The sequence below is a fragment of the Chloroflexota bacterium genome (assembly GCA_026710945.1).
Taxonomy (GTDB): Bacteria; Chloroflexota; UBA11872; order VXOZ01; family VXOZ01; genus VXOZ01.
This window is the reverse complement of record JAPOQA010000018.1, coordinates 1-15,373: the sequence shown is the minus strand read 5'-3', so window position 1 is coordinate 15,373 and position 15,373 is coordinate 1. Positions and strand designations below refer to the sequence as shown.

Genomic DNA, 15,373 nt, shown 5'->3' with positions numbered 1-15,373 from the left:
TCATTCCAGGGAGGGGCAGCTTCTCGCGTGCGAGCCAGGGCCTCGTAAGGGTCTCCTTCGGCGAGAGAATCTCTGTACAATGGAGCCACGAGTTTCATGGCAATCGCGTAGGAGTTCACTATGGCGGACAAGTATCGCGCAGGCATTATCGGTTGCGGGTGGATGGGCAAGTCGCACGCGCAGGCATATGCCGAATTGGAAAACGTAACCATGGCGGCGGCAGCGGACATCCATCCAACGTCACTGGCAGAGTTACAGGAAGAGCACGGCATTCCCAACGGCTACGCCGACTATCACGAGATGCTAGCAAATGAAGACCTGGATATTATCAGCGTCTGCTCGTGGCCGGGTCTGCATGCGCCTATGACGATCGCCGCCGCTGAAGCCAAAGTGCCGGGCATCATCTGCGAGAAGCCCATGGCGCGCACGCTGGCCGAGGCTGACGCGATGATTGCCGCTGCCGAGGAGCACGGCTCCAAGCTCGTGATCGGTCACCAGGGGCGCTTTCGCACGCAGACGAACGCCATTCGCAGTCTCATCCAGGATGGCGCCATCGGCCGCGTGGAGTTTCTCTACATCCAGCAGAGCGGTGGCTTGTCAAACAGCTCTATACACAACGTAGATTATGCCCGCTACATCCTCGGCGACCCGAAAGTGGCATGGGTCATGGGGTCCGTCGAGCGCCGCACCGACCGCTACGAACGCGCCGAGCGCATCGAGGACCGCGCCCAAGCCCTCATCGGCTTTGCGGGCGGTGTGCGAGGGGTATTGGAGTCGGATATCGGTGATGATCGCCGCGTGCAACCTTGCATCGTCTACGGCTCCCACGGCAGCATCTTCCCTGTGAGCAACGGCATTCGGCTGCTCACGACCGACGGCGTCCGAGAGATCTCCTTCAAGGAGCCGAATGCGCAAGCCCTCCAGGCGAAAGAGCTAATCGAGTGGATCGAAGGGCGCCGCGAGCATCGCGGACACGCGCAAAACGGACGCCAGGCGCTGGAAGTGCTGCTGGCGATTTCCGCATCCACCTACACGCGCGGCATCGTCAACTTTCCGCTGGAAATTACGGAATATCCGCTTGGATTGGCCGTTGACGAAGGCGTCCTGCCGGTGGAGCAGCCCGGCGCGTACGACATCCGCGGCTATCTGGTACGAAAAGACTGAGCACGGTACACTGTCACCAAGAATTCAACTAGGTTGCGGCCCAAGTCTCTTGTGTAGCAAGGGCATAGCGACAAACCTGCACTCCGGTAGCGCAGGTTACAAACCTGCGCCTCTTGCGCGGCAGCGGCGTGTTTCACATAACACGGGCTGCATCGGTACGTCTCCGTAATTCTTGGGAAACTTTGAAAAAAACAAAGGAGCACCAACATGGCCGTACAGAGCGCACAGATTCTTTCACAAGACGAGTTGGCAGCGAAACTGGCAGAACAGCCGCGCGTCGAGCTCGGCACGTTTCCCACGCCCTTAGACGCTTGCCCCCGACTCTCAGAGGCCGTGGGCGGGCCGCCGATCTACATCAAGCGCGACGACCTCACGGGCCTCGCCCTCGGTGGCAACAAGACCCGCAACCTGGAGTTTCAGTTAGGTTCGGCGCTAGCTCAGGGCTGCGATAGCGTGGTCGCCGGGGCTGATACCCAGTCGAACCAGTGCCGCCAGGCCTCTGCTGCCTGTGCTAAAGTGGGCCTGGAATGCTTCCTCGTCCTGGCCGGCGGCCTCCACAACGAGGTACAAGGCAACCTGCTGCTCGATCACATCTTTGGCGCAAACGTCACGGTGTTGGAAGACGTGAATATCGACGGCCTGCAAGCGCGCATCGATCCCATTGAGGCGGAGTTGCGCGCCCAGGGCAGGAAGCCGTACCGCATCACGAGCATGTACCCCGAACCGGCGCTGCGGGCCATGTGCGGCTACTTGAGCTGCGCGCTGGAGCTCTCTACCCAGCTAGATTCTCTTCCCAATCCGCCAAGCACAATCTTCATCACTTCCGGCTCCGGCACGACCCACGCGGGTTTTGCGGCCGGTATCAAAGTGCTGGGCCTGCCAATTAGAGTGGTTGGCATCACGATCAAAGAGCCTGCGGACGAGCAGCGTGAGACCGTGGCGGCGCGATCCCAGCGGCTGGCGGAACAGCTTGACATTCCGTGCGGCCTTTCCGCGGATGAGGTCCACGTCTCGGATGACTATCTCGGCGCAGGCTACGGCGCGGTAACTGATGAAGGCATGGAAGCCATCCGGCTCACCGCCCAGCTCGAGGGTATATTGCTCGAACCGGTCTACACCGGCAAGACGATGTCCGGCGTCATTAACATGGCGCGAAACGGCGACCTGCCGTCCGACCAGCCGGTGATCATGGTCCACACCGGCGGCATTCCGGCGCTGTTCGCGTACCACGAAGAGATGATGGCCGCGGTCTAGTAGGTGCAAGAGAGCGACATGACTATCTGCGGACCGGCGATTGTGACGGCGGAAAAAGCCTCGAGTCTGAGGTAAACAACCTATGGGTACTATGAAACGGCTGGCGACCATGGCGGGGTGCTGGCAAGGGTCCAACCGCCTGCACGATCCCTTCTCGGGCAAGCCCGAGGATTCCGCGTCCTCGATGGAACTGACCCCGCTCCTGGGTGGCCGGTTCTTACGTCTGGACTACGACTGGAGCTACCGGGGCGCGCGGCAGGAAGGCTCCCTCCTGATAGGTTGCCAACCAGAGCAGGGCAGGATGACGGTTCACTGGATCGATTCGTGGCATATGTCGCACGACGTGCTGGCCTGCACGGGCGCCGTCGAAGAGAGCGGCGACGTCGACGTGCGCGGCAGCTACGCCGCGCCGCCGGGCCCGGACTGGGGCTGGCGCATCGTCATCCGACCGGCCGAGCCGGCGGCGCTGCACGTCGTCATGCACAACGTGACCCCCGACGGCGAAGAAGCCGTGGCCGTCGAGGCAACCTATGCGCGCGCGGAAGTCACTGACTGAAGTGGAAATCTCGGTGGCGCCCTGTTGGACGTTCGCTAGCCTGCCGTCCCATCCTTGCGGCTGTGGAGAAGAATCAGGTTGCCGTCCGGGTCAGCGATTCCGGCCGCGTAGCAGGTGGCCTGTTCGCCGGGCTCGAGCACCACGTCCACGTGCTGCGCGCGTAATTCGTCAATGGCTTGGTGCACGTCATCGACCGCTATTGCAATTGCGGCGCTGCTGGCCTCTCCTTTCGCGGCATGGTCCTCGCGAGAGGACCGCAGCGCGAGCACTGTTGGCGTGTCACCGACCGCAAACTCTACCCAGCCCGGATCGACCCACGCAAAGAGCGTGAGGCCCAGTGTGTTCTCGTAGAAGTCCGCGCTCTTGCTGATGTCACCGACGGTGTAGCAGAAGAAATCGACGCCTCTCGGTTTCATAATGTTCTCCACAGTTGATCAACATCACTGGGTTGATGTGCCGGCGTAGGTTAGGTTTTCCCTGCGTGATGCGAGTGCAAGGAAGTCTGTCTCGATAGTAGCAGAAGCATGACGCGAGTCCAGCGATCTCAATACATACTGCAGCTTTCTTTGGGTAAGCAGGGCGGCTCGGTTCCATTCTATGTGTCATTAATCCCCGCTCAGTGGTGCACCTTCTCGATAGTTGCGGTGCGACAGTCTTGACGAGCAACTCAAAGTCGTATAGAACTATAGGTGAGGTAAGGCATTGCCACGCTGAGGAGATCGTTGCAATCGCGGTCGCTCCTCAGTCAGAGGCACAACTCTAGTGGAGGTATTCCGTAATGGGAATTGTGCGTTCTATGAAGGTCACGCGGCGTACGGCGCTCGCGAGCGCGGGAGCAAGCGCGCTCGGCATAGTGATTGCCGCAGCGTGCGGTCAGGCGACCGTGACAGCGCCCGAGGAAGCTCCCAAAGAGGAGATGAAGGAGGAGGCGCCCAAGGCTGAGGCCACGGCAATGCCGGAGGTCGAAACCGCAACAATCGACATGATCTCGGCGGAGAAACCCACCACGCGGCCGGTCTTGGAGCCAATCCTCGCCGACTTCACCGAGCAGATGCCGCACATCGCGGTTGATCTGGTGCCGTCCGGGGGCTGGGGCGAGGTGAGAACGAAATTCTACGCGGCACAGGCGGCGGGCGATCCCATCAACATCATGGAGAACGGCTGGAGCGCGGTCCTCACCACGTTCGAGACCGGTGTGACGATCGACCTCGCGCCGTTCTTTACGCGGGACAAGATTGATCCCGCCGCCACTTTTGCGGCCCCGGCCATAAACATGTGGACCGTAGAAGGCAGAATTCTCGGTATGCCCATCACCATGTCGGTAGACTCAATGGCCTACAACGTGGAGATCTTCGAGGCGGCCGGCATCAATCCCCTGCCCGTAGACCTTAACGACACCGACTGGAACATGGAAACACTCCTGGACTTGTCTACGCAGCTTACCAATGAAGACCGCACGCAGTTTGGCCACGGCGGCGGCATAACCTGCTCCAATGGCGGCGGCATCGGTACCGGCACCTTCTGGGGCGTAGGTCCGTGGGACTCCGAGGAGGGACGGGCAACGATAGACACGCCGGAGTTTATCGACGCGCTGGACTGGTGGCGTGATTTCGGCGATAAGCACCGCGTGACACCGAACGCTGATGAGCGTGAGGCGGCCATGGGTGGGCAGAGCGGCAACGTCTTCATGTCCGGTAAAGTGGCAATGCAGCTTACGTGCACGTCGTTCCGCGACGCGCCATTCACGTGGGCGCTGGCGACTATGCCGTATTCCGGCGAGGGGCCGAGCCAATCAGGCCGCACGTGGACGCACCCATTGCAAATGGCAGACGACGGCACCGACCAGAATGACTTGGCATGGGAGCTCTTCAAGTGGCTCCTTCAGCCGGAAAACGGTGGTCGCTATCCACCGTCGGCAGGTCACGTCGTGTCGCCTCTCTTGGATGACAACGCGTCAACGTTGGCGCAAGATGGCTACAAGAATAGCTTGGGCGTCGACCCCAGAGCGTTCTTGCTCCACTCGCGTACCACGAAGCCGGCCGGCTGGGGCCTCTGGACGTTCACGGAGTTTGGTGACATCTCCGGCGACCTTAACGGTCAGTATCGTGAGTTCCTTGCCGGAAATCTCACAGCCGCGGAGTACGCGCGCTGGGCGGCCGATCTCATCAACGAGACACTCGGCGGCAAGTAGACGGCAGCTTCACGCGCCCACCGGGCTTGCGTTGGGTGTGCCTTTGGCGCAATCGCCGCGCCCGGTAGGTGGCGACTGGCCTGGGAAGAAGTTGGTTGCATTGTGTAGGGGCACGATATATCGTGCCCCTACGTGCTTACTGGGCGAGGTGATTTGGGCCGTCATTCCCGCGCAAGCTCGCCCCCGTGCGGGCGCGCCAAATCCATCTTCATGTGCTGCAAGATATTTTTGCTAGGCCGAAAAGCAGGTTGTCACATCCGAAATTTTGGTCTATGTCAATTGTCTTTACGATTCACCCTGGGAACCAAGGCGCCAAAGATCTCCCGCGATCGCTGGAGAGTCCTCGCTCTCCCTCGAAATGACGGAACTGTAGAAGGAGCGCTCCATTGGCAGATTTCCGACCGGGTCAACTGAGGCTCGGCACCGGCGCCGAGCGCATCACCCCGCCGCTCGGCGTGCCGTTGCCCTTGGCCTACAGCGGCGGTGGAGCGCCCGTGGTTGTAGAGGGTCGGTACGATGACTGCTGGGCGCGGGCAATGGTGCTGGAGCAGGGCGAAACTCGGCTGGCGATTGTCTCGGTAGACCTCTGCACCATGCGTGACGACCAGTACCAGGAGGTCGTCGCTCGCATTGCGTTGCGCTGTCACATCCCTACGGAAAACATCGCCATCGCGTGTACGCACAATCACTCGAACAACTCACTGCTGGAGCCCTTTGACGCGCCGCCCTCACCGTGGCAGGAGACGTTGAACGATCTGATCGTCTCCGCCGTGTACCAGGCGGGCCAACGTTTGGAGCCGGTTTCGCGCATTCGCTACGCCACGGCGCGGTACGGCAACGTCGCCTATAACCGCCGGGTCGTGCTACCCGAAGTCGTGTGTATGCTCATTGGCGCAGAACCGAATTGGGAGAGCATCGTAGAGCGGTTGACCGGCGCATTGGGAGCGACGCGGGAGCAATTGGGTATGCAGAGCGATCCTATAGTCCCCGGTGGGATTGTGGACGACCGCTTGCGCCTGTTGGCATTTGAAGGCGCCGGAGAAGCAACTATCGCCAGTATCGTAAGCGCCGCGTGCCATCCGGTAACACACAGTTTCGCCGATCAGCATACCTGTGCAGACTATCCCGGCATTCTTGTCAGGCAAGCAGAGCGCGAATTGGGCGGTAGGGCGCTCTTTCTGCAAGGCTGTAGCGGCGACGTGCGCACGCGCTATCGCGAACCTACCTACAGGGAGGTAGAGCGGGTGGGCGAGCAGTTTGGCAGTGCCTTGCGCGAGGCGGCGAGCAATTTGGAGGAGATTGCCGGGCCGCACACGATCGGCGCCATAAAGCAAGAGATAGAATTGCCCCTGAAGCCATATCAAGCGCGGCAAAAACAGCAGACTCGGCTGGCTGAGCTAGAGGAATCCCTGCGCAAGATGGCGCACGTGCCTGCCGATAGTGCCAATGACATTCGGGAACGCTGGGCCATCTATCAGGAAAGCGCCTTCCTGCGCTATCAACTGAAGTGGGGTGACCTGGAGACCCGCCGGGCCGACCTAGAGCGCGAGCGCGTGGCGGTAACTCTGCAGGCGCTGCAAATCGGCGGTGTGTTAGTGCTTACTTCCCCCGCAGAGGTCTTTGCCGAGACAGGCATAGCTCTGTCAGATTGGGCGGCAGAACAGGGGTGGCGCGGCAGTATCGTCTCATCTTGCACCAACGGCTACGTCAATTACATTCCACCCCGGGCAGAGGCGGACCGCGGCGGCTTTGAGCCAAGCTGCACCATGCTTGCCTCGGGCGCGTGTGAGCAGATGGTTGCTTCTCTCAAGGCTTTGGGCCGGCAGGTGTCGGCCTAGGCAGGTGGCGACTGAAATCACCGGACCAATGTGGTAAGAAGGCAAAGCCGCTCTCAGGAACGGCTTCTGTACACGAGTCGCGGCGAGCACCCTACCTGCGAAAGCAAAAGAGCGCCCAAACGGGCGCTCCCTCATTTCTGCCGAGCCTACCTGGACCTGCCAGCGGCGGGTCCGGCTATGCGTGGCTATGTGGCCATGCCAGGATACGGTCGGGTGCGGGGTTTTTGTGCGCTGTCATCGCTGTCCTGTGGGGGCGATGACGGCTGCTGGTCTTCATTGTCCACCAGCGTACTTGCCGCCTGGGTATCCACGTCGTCGGAGGGTTCAGGCTCTTCTTCGAAGAACGCACTGAAGGCCTTCCCGTCGAATGTCTCAACTTCCATGAGCGTATCGGCAATCTCCACGAGCTTGTCCCTGTGCTCGGTGAGAATGCTCGATGCCCGATCATGGGCCTCCTGAATCAGTCCTTCGACTTCACCGTCGATATCTTGCGCCACCGCTTCGCTGTAGTTGCGCTGTTCTTGGATGTCTCGGCCCAAGAAGATGAGCTCTTCTTTGCGGCCAAATGCGCGGGGGCCGAGTTTCTCGCTCATGCCGTACTCCATGACCATGCGCCGCGCCAAGGTAGTGGCCATTTCAATATCGTTGGAAGCGCCTGTTGTCATTTCACCAAAGATCAGCACTTCCGCCGCGTAGCCGCCCAGGGCAAAGGCCATCTGTTGTCTGAATTGCGATCGCGTCCATAGGTGGCGGTCCTCCGGCGGAAGGACCCGGGTGTACCCACCGGCGCGACCCCGCGCTACGATGGAAATCTTGTGTACCGGGTCGACGTCCGGCAGCAATTGCGCCACCAAAGCATGGCCCACCTCGTGGTACGCCGTGACTTTCTTTTCGCGCGGGCTTATGATGCGGCTGCGCCGTTCCGGGCCGGCGAGGACGCGTTCAACCGCTTCTTCAACCTCTTCCTGACTAATGGCTTTCTTGTTGCGCCGCGCGGCCAGCAACGCCGCTTCATTGAGCAGGTTCTTCAGATCGGCGCCGGAGAAGCCCGGCGTCTGTCGGGCGATGGTCTCCAAGTCCAGGTCATCCGCCAGCGGCTTATCCTTGCTGTACAGTTGCAGAATGTGCTCACGGCCTTGCACGTCGGGGCTGTCGAGGACCACCTGCCGGTCGAAGCGGCCTGGGCGCAGGAGCGCCGGATCGAGCACGTCTGGGCGGTTCGTCGCTGCCAACACAATCACGCTGGTGTTCATTTCGAAGCCGTCCATCTCGACGAGGATCTGGTTTAGCGTCTGCTCGCGCTCGTCATGGCTGCCGCCCAGTCCCGCGCCGCGCTGCCGTCCCACCGCGTCGATTTCGTCAATGAACACGATGCATGGCGCATTGCGCTTCGCCTGGTCGAAGAGATCGCGGACGCGCGAGGCGCCGACACCCACGAACATCTCGACAAACTCAGAACCGCTGATACTGAAGAAAGGCACGCCTGCCTCACCGGCCACGGCGCGCGAGATGTGCGTCTTGCCGGTGCCGGGAGGGCCGACCAACAGGACTCCCTTGGGAATCTGCGCACCCAAGGCTTGGAAGCGCTCCGGGTACTTGAGAAATGCCACGACCTCTTGGAGCTCTTCTTTGGCTTCCTCCACGCCCGCCACTTCCGCGAACGTAATCGTCGGATTGTTGCTCTTGAAGACTCTGGCTTTGCTCTTACCGAAAGAGAGCGCTTGGTTGTTCGTGCCCTGCGCCTGGCGCATCATAAGCAGCAAAATGCCGCCAAAGATGAGAATCGGGAGAAACGTACCCAGGATGGGGAGCAGGTTGCTGAATTGGCTGGGCTCCTGTACCGTCAGCTTTATCTTGTCATCAGGAATCCCGCGGCTGTGCAGCGCCTCGAGCATATCCGTATCATCCATCATGCGGGCAGTAAGGCGCTGGTCTTCTATCTCAGCAATCAGTTTATTACCTGAGACGATAACGGTTGGGACTTGCTCATTCCACGCCGCTTCCTGCACCGCGGCCATGAATTCACTTAAAGAGACCGTCGTGTTCTCGCGGGTCTGGGGGGCAAACAGCGTAAAGATAATGGCCAAGATGGCGACGGTAATGACCAGGTAGACAAACCCGTTCTTCAACCACTTGCTATCCACTATGCTCTTCCTATGGTAGACGCCCTTTGCAAGGCGAATTGCGCTACGGATCGCTACGTAGTCAGCACGCTCATTATACCATACAGTGCTTTATGCCAAACGTATGCAATTTCAAGGCGATCCAGTCAATCTGTCAGTCGGTGGTTTGTGGTCGAGTTGTTGCTCTCGCCATTGCCATTGCAAGACCGGTGCAGCGGATCTGTTCTGCGCTACCAGCGTTCGCACCCCAGGCCCCAATTGCCTCGCGTCTGCCGGTGAAAGTGAGGGTTGTCATGGCAGTCTGCAAGGAGCAGCAGTGATACAACGCGAGGGTAATCGTCTTTGGAACTCCCAGGAACCGGTAGAGAACTACGTTACATTGTAGTCGTGACAAGTAAGCGAATCTATGTAGATGGGACCGGGCTTGGCTCTTCGGCGGCTTCCTCGCCCTCCATGCCTGCGGTCACGCCGGTAGTGTAGAGTTCCGCGTAGAACCCCTGTGCTGCCAGCAACTCGTCGTGCGCGCCCCGCTCGACGATTCTCCCGTCTCGCAGCACGAGAATGGCATCCGCATTCTTAATGGTAGAGAGCCGGTGGGCGATCACGAATGCCGTGCGCCCTTGCAGAAGCGTGGCAAGCGCGCGCTGGATGAGGATTTCCGTGTGGGCGTCCACGCTGCTCGTGGCTTCATCCAAGATGAGAATGTGCGGATCGATGAGCAGGGCGCGGGCAAAGCAGATCAACTGCCGTTGTCCTACGGAGAGCCGTCCGCCGCGTTCCATCACCGCCGTGTTGTAGCCGTCCGGCAGGCGACTGATGAACGCGTGAATGCCCACGGCTCGTGTCGCTGCCTCGACTTCCGCCATGCTGGCGTCGGGTTGGCCGTAACGTATATTTTCCAGAATTGTGCCGGAAAAGAGAAAACTATCCTGCAGCACCATGCCCACTTGACTGCGCAGCGTACGGATTTGCACGTCGCGGAGGTCGTGGCCGTCAATAGTGATGCTCCCTTCCTGCACATCGTAGAACCGCATGAGGAGGTTGACGATGGAGGTCTTGCCCGCGCCGGTGGGGCCGACGAGCGCAATCGTCTCACCGGGTTTGGCCTCAAGATCAATCTCGGAAAGCACCGGTTGCTCGGGATCGTAGCCGAAAGTCACATCTGCGAAGCGGACGTGACCGTTCACCGCCGGCAGCGCCAACGCATCCGGCTTGTCGGTGATTTCAGGATCGGTATCGAGCAGCGAAAAGATGCGCTCGCCGCCTGCCATCGCTTGCTGGAGGTTGGTGTACCAGGCCGATATCTCACGGATGGGATTGAAAAACTGCTGAACGAATGAGAGAAACGCCACCAGCGCCCCCACAGAGAGATTCCCATTCAGAACGCGGTAGCCCCCGAAAACGATGACGATACCGATAGCGAGTGCAGTCACCAATTCTACGGCTGGCGGGAACGCCGCCATCACTCTCGCGGCGCGGACCGAGGCGTCGAGGTTTTCCCGATTCGTGCCTCGGAATTCGCGGTAATTTACGTCCTCGCGGGTAAAGGATTGCGCAACACGCACACCGCTGATGTTCTCCTGCAAGTTGGCATAGACCTTGCCCACGCGATGGCGCACCTCACGAAAACGCGACCGCGCCTGTCCGCTAAAGACGCGCGTAATCAAGAACATCAACGGCATTACCACGAACGTCGCAAGGGAAAGCACGGGGTCCAAAATCATCATTACGACGAGAATTAGAACGAGACCCAGCAGATCGGCCACGAGCGTCATTGTGCCCTGGGAGAATGCATTATTGAGCGCATTCACGTCGCTGGTAACGCGCGCAATGATTACGCCAATCTCGTTACTGTCGAGATAACGGAAGGACAGCTTCTGCAGATGGGAGACAACGCGCACGCGGAGGGAGTGGAGCATGCGCTGCGAAATTGCGGCGATCAAGGCGCCGTGGGTATAAGAAGAAACACCCATGACGACAAGGCTAAGCAAATAGAAGATGGCTGCAAAGGCCAAAAGGCGCGGGTTACTCTTATCTATGCCGTCGTCGATTGCGATCTTGATCAATAACGGCCCCGACGTCATGGCTGCTGACGTCACCAGTACGAGAAACACTGCCACCAGGAGTTGTCCCCGGTGGGGTGTGAGGTAGGGCAGCATCCGCCGCACGACATTCTGGTCGAAAACCTTGCCGTCCGGGTCAACGTCTACCGTATCGTCGCTACCCCGCCAGCCCCCACGCGAACCCATGCCGCCGCGGGAACTCATGCCACCGCCGCGCCAACTGCCTCCCATGTCGAAGCCGCCGCTAATCATCCGGCCTCACCTCTCGGTGAATCTGCAAGGTCAGCCGCGACCAGAGTATTGCCGAGGCCGGCGCCGTCTGCTTGCGCCGCCTGCTGCCGCTCCATGTGCTCTTCTTGCTCCTGCAACTGATAGACGTACATGTCGCGGTAGAGACCTTCCTGCGTCACCAGGTCTCCATGTGTGCCCCGCTGCACAATTCTTCCTTCGTCCAGAACGACGATCTCGTTTGCCTCGCGCACGCTGGAGACACGTTGCGCAATGATGAACGTCGTGCGTCCGCGCATGAGCGCTTTCAGCGCCATTTGCAGCGCCGCTTCAGTGCGCGTATCTACCGCCGACGTGGACTCATCCAGGATAAGGACGCGAGGATTCAGCAGCAGTGCGCGGGCAATCGCGACGCGTTGCTTCTGTCCGCCGGAGAGCGTTACGCCGCGTTCGCCGACGTGCGTTTCATAGCCATCCGGAAACTCCTCGATGAAATCGTGGGCCTGCGCAGCTTTGGCAGCCGCAATGATGCCCTGTTCAGTCGCGTCCGGTCGACCATACGCAATGTTCTCTCGAATGGAGGCGGCAAAGAGGAAGGTCTCCTGGGCTACGAGCCCTACGTGTTGCCGCAGCGCCCGAAAAGTAAGATCGCGGATGTCGTGGCCGTCCAAGGTGATGCGTCCGGCAGTAACATCATAGAAGCGGGGCAGCAAGTTAATGATGGTGCTCTTGCCGGACCCGGTGCTGCCGACGATACCGATCACTTGACCTGCTGTTGCCGTGATGGTGATGTCCTTGAGCACAGGCAGTCCGCTCGCGTCGTAAGACACTGAATCGAACTTGACGTTGCCGGCCACTGTGGCCATGTCGATTGCGTCGGGCTTTTCCTCGATCTCCGACTGGGTGTCGAGGATTTCGAAGATCCGCTCGCCTGCTGCGACCGCTCGCGCGTACGTATTGATTGTCATGCCCAGCATGCGGATTGGGCGCTGGAGCAGCATGAGGTAGCCGGTAAAGGCAACCAGCGTGCCAAGGCTCATGCCTTCGGCAATCACTAACAGACCGCCGTACCAGACCACCGCCGTGGTACCAATACCGGCGATGAACTGGAGCAGTGGGTTGCGCATGGCAAAGAGCTCCATTGTTCGTGACGTAGCCACCGCCAGGCGATCGGAATTGTGCAAGAACTTGGCCGTCTCCTGGTCCTCTTGCGCAAACGCCCGCACCACGCGCATGCCGGAGAGGTCCTCTTGCAGGACGGTGCTGAGTTGGGCCGTCTCCTGCTGCACCAGGCTGAACATCGGCCGGAGTTGGCGCGCAAAGAGCACGGCAATTACGAAGAGCACCGGCATCGTCGCCAAGGAAAGGAGCGCCAACTGCCAATGCGTGAGCAGAAGAATGCCAAGCACGGCAATGAACGTCAAAATCATCAGAGCCCCGTTAATAAGGCCCTGCGAAACGAAGAAGCGGATTTGCTCCACGTCACTCGTCGCCCGCGACATGAGCTGCCCGGTCTGGGAGCGATCGTGGTATGCAAATGAGAGGCGCTGGTATTGATTGAAGATGCGGTTGCGTAGATCGAAACAGGTGCGCTGCGAGAGATATTCGCCCAGGAACACCTGTGAAAAGGTAAAGATACCCTTGATCAATGTGGCGACAAGAATTAGTCCGGCGAAGGCAAACAAAATCTGGACTGGTTCGAGCCCGAGCAAAGACCCGGTGGCTTCAACCGCCAGTTCGCCGGCATTGTCTGCCGCCTGCGTCTCCGGTGGCGGCAGTGCTTCGTCGACGACACTACCGATCAGTCGCGGGATTATCAGACTAAGGAGCGCGCTGCCAGCGAGCGCACCGTAAGCGAGGAAGGCAAGCTTCCGGTATCGCCATGTGTAGAAGAAGAGTCGGCGCAGCGTATCCATATTCGGCTGCTGTGCACCTCCTCATCTCTTCCTGCCGACTTCGCACGGTACCGTACTCCTAGTCTTAGGGAAGCCCAAGCTAGACACTTACCCGCACGTTTACGTTAATGTGCATGCTAGCATGCACCGCCGAGTCGGTCAAACGAGATTCGCCGGGAGTATCTGCCGCATTTCCCGGCGCAAATTCGAGAAAGTATATCCTGCACTGGAACCCGTCAAGGCGCAACCGCGCCCACGCCATCCACTTTTAAAGTCCACCGAAGGACCGGCGGTCAGTGTTGGCACTGCGGGCAGAGGTGGGTGCCGCGCTGCGCGACGACGATGCGCTCGATGGGCGTGCTGCAAGTAAGGCAGGGCTCTTCTGTGCGGCGGTAGACTGCCAGGTGCTCCCGGTGGCGGCCGGGTCTTCCTTCAGCATCGCTGTAGACGGCGTCGAACGTCGTACCCCCGTTGGCAATCGCTGCGCGCAGTATCTGTCGCGTTGTAGCGAGCAGCGCGGCGGTTTCCTCTTCATCGAGTGCATTGGCCGGACGACGGGGGTGCAGTTTACAGGCATGGAGCACTTCATCCACATAGATATTGCCGAGACCGGCAATGAAGTGCTGATTGAGCAGAAGCGCCTTCAACGAAGTAGTGTGACGCGCGAGACGTTCCCGCAATATGCCAGCCGTAAGCGCCGGGTCGAACGGCTCGGGGCCAAGCGGCGCAAAAAGTTCTGCCAGGCGGGCATCATCCACCAGCCAGATCCGGCCGAACCGGCGTACGTCATAGAAGCAGAGCACACGGCCTGATTCGAGATTCCACTGGGCGCGCAGATAGCGCATGTCCTCCACCGGTCGCACGAGTTTGAGCCGCCCGCTCATGCGCAAGTGCACTACCAGAGAGAGATTTTCGAGGTCAAACACCAAGTACTTCGCGCGTCGTCTGATGGCGGAGACGCGCCGTCCAGGCAGCAATGCGACGATTTCGGCCGGGTCCGGTTCAGCCACGGCATGGGGGTCGAGCAACGGCACCGCGGCTATGCCGTCGCCGGCAAGATGCGGCACTAAACTGCGGCGAATGGTCTCGACTTCGGGAAGCTCAGGCATGTTTGGACTATTGCTTCTTCACACTCTTAGCGACTTGCCAGAGATGGTGTGAACTCTCGTACCAAGGAGCGGGGGACAAGCCTCCCGAACTCCGGTTCACCGCTACAGACGTGGGAGCGTGGATCGCGCGCACCGGCAAGTATACATCAACGACGTCCAACTGCTTAGCGCAGGTCTTCGCCGGTAAGTAGGAGCTCTCCCGGCTGGATCTTGACGTCTGTCACCCGTATCCCGTACTCCGTCCTGAAATAGGAGTCGAGCTTCTCATTGACCTCAGCGGTGGCCTCCGCAATGTACCATGCCGGCACAGAAATGAAGCCAATCTTCCCCTTCACCATCTCAGCCTCTATCCTGCCGTTGCGCACGACGAGGCGTCCGCTCACCTGAATTGTCGCGCGGAATGGTCGCTCCAGCCTGCCCCGGATATCGAAGGCGTCAGACTCGAACGTAAGGACGACGTTCGATACCTCCCCTTCATCGTCGCTTGCCGCGATGGCTGCTACGATCTTTGGAGTCAATTCCTGTTCGGTAAGTGTGAGCATATACTGCCCCGGCGCTGGGGAGGGACACAGGTAATCGGGCATTGCCAGCGGATCCCCTTGCGGCGGCAGGCAAGACACCCATGTCGTCGCTTGCGCCGCGGGGACGGGTACTAGGGGTGTTTCATTCGTCTGCGGCGCTGCTATCTCGCCGCCGCACTGTACAAGGAATAGCATGCACGCGAAGACGGCTAACCCTTTGCAGACCCATGCGTACCTCTGCCAGGCAGTTGAAGTCGAGACGGAGGGGTACCGGTCTCCCCTCACCCTGGCCCTCTGTATAGACCAGAGAGATACTTAACGGGTGTGCGCAGACATACTTTACACAGTATGGCACTCTTTCTGAGTAAAGAAGGAGGTGCCTCATGCCTTGGAAGGAGAGTACTGTTGTGGATGCTAAGCGTGAATTCGTC

General features: G+C 59.9%; 11 protein-coding genes. 5 read left to right on the top strand and 6 right to left on the bottom strand.

Going from position 1 to position 15,373, the window contains the following annotated elements; translation table 11 throughout:
• Positions 1-120: 120 nt before the first annotated feature.
• From OXE05_03320 to OXE05_03310, 3 genes are all read left to right on the top strand, one after another.
• A complete protein-coding gene (locus tag OXE05_03320) occupies positions 121-1,164 on the top strand; it encodes a Gfo/Idh/MocA family oxidoreductase (protein MCY4436346.1) in 1,044 nt (347 codons plus the stop codon).
• Positions 1,165-1,371: 207 nt separating this feature from the next.
• Positions 1,372-2,418, top strand: a complete 1,047-nt coding sequence (locus OXE05_03315; protein ID MCY4436345.1) for a D-cysteine desulfhydrase family protein — start codon at positions 1,372-1,374, stop codon at positions 2,416-2,418.
• Positions 2,419-2,509: 91 nt separating this feature from the next.
• The gene (locus tag OXE05_03310) at positions 2,510-2,974 is read left to right on the top strand and encodes a DUF1579 family protein (GenBank protein ID MCY4436344.1); all 465 of its coding nucleotides are present in this window, start codon (positions 2,510-2,512) and stop codon (positions 2,972-2,974) included.
• Between the two features lie 35 nt (positions 2,975-3,009).
• Here the strand turns inward: OXE05_03310 and OXE05_03305 are convergent, their stop codons facing one another.
• Positions 3,010-3,390 carry a VOC family protein gene (locus OXE05_03305; GenBank protein ID MCY4436343.1) on the bottom strand — a complete coding sequence of 127 codons (381 nt, stop codon included), beginning with the start codon at positions 3,388-3,390 and terminating at the stop codon, positions 3,010-3,012.
• A 362-nt stretch (positions 3,391-3,752) separates the two neighbouring features.
• On the opposite strand from OXE05_03305, the gene OXE05_03300 reads away from it, so the two are divergent.
• Together OXE05_03300 and OXE05_03295 are read left to right on the top strand one after the other, a co-directional pair.
• On the top strand, positions 3,753-5,165 hold the full coding sequence (locus tag OXE05_03300; GenBank protein ID MCY4436342.1) for an extracellular solute-binding protein: 1,413 nt from the start codon (positions 3,753-3,755) through the stop codon (positions 5,163-5,165).
• 386 nt (positions 5,166-5,551) lie between these two features.
• On the top strand, positions 5,552-7,003 hold the full coding sequence (locus OXE05_03295; GenBank protein MCY4436341.1) for a hypothetical protein: 1,452 nt from the start codon (positions 5,552-5,554) through the stop codon (positions 7,001-7,003).
• Positions 7,004-7,188: 185 nt separating this feature from the next.
• On the opposite strand, the gene ftsH is transcribed toward OXE05_03295, so the two are convergent.
• From ftsH to OXE05_03270, 5 genes are all read right to left on the bottom strand, one after another.
• Positions 7,189-9,150, bottom strand: a complete 1,962-nt coding sequence (gene ftsH / locus OXE05_03290; GenBank protein ID MCY4436340.1) for an ATP-dependent zinc metalloprotease FtsH — start codon at positions 9,148-9,150, stop codon at positions 7,189-7,191.
• A 380-nt stretch (positions 9,151-9,530) separates the two neighbouring features.
• Positions 9,531-11,441 (bottom strand): ABC transporter ATP-binding protein, encoded by a 1,911-nt coding sequence (locus OXE05_03285; GenBank protein ID MCY4436339.1) that lies wholly within the window; start codon positions 11,439-11,441, stop codon positions 9,531-9,533.
• Positions 11,438-13,333: an ABC transporter ATP-binding protein gene (locus OXE05_03280; GenBank protein MCY4436338.1), complete on the bottom strand. Its 1,896-nt coding sequence runs from the start codon at positions 13,331-13,333 to the stop codon at positions 11,438-11,440. Before OXE05_03280 ends, OXE05_03285 begins: the two co-directional genes overlap by 4 nt.
• A 272-nt stretch (positions 13,334-13,605) precedes the next feature.
• Positions 13,606-14,421 carry a bifunctional DNA-formamidopyrimidine glycosylase/DNA-(apurinic or apyrimidinic site) lyase gene (gene mutM / locus OXE05_03275; protein MCY4436337.1) on the bottom strand — a complete coding sequence of 272 codons (816 nt, stop codon included), beginning with the start codon at positions 14,419-14,421 and terminating at the stop codon, positions 13,606-13,608.
• Between the two features lie 164 nt (positions 14,422-14,585).
• Positions 14,586-15,137: a hypothetical protein gene (locus tag OXE05_03270; protein MCY4436336.1), complete on the bottom strand. Its 552-nt coding sequence runs from the start codon at positions 15,135-15,137 to the stop codon at positions 14,586-14,588.
• Positions 15,138-15,373: the final 236 nt, after the last annotated feature.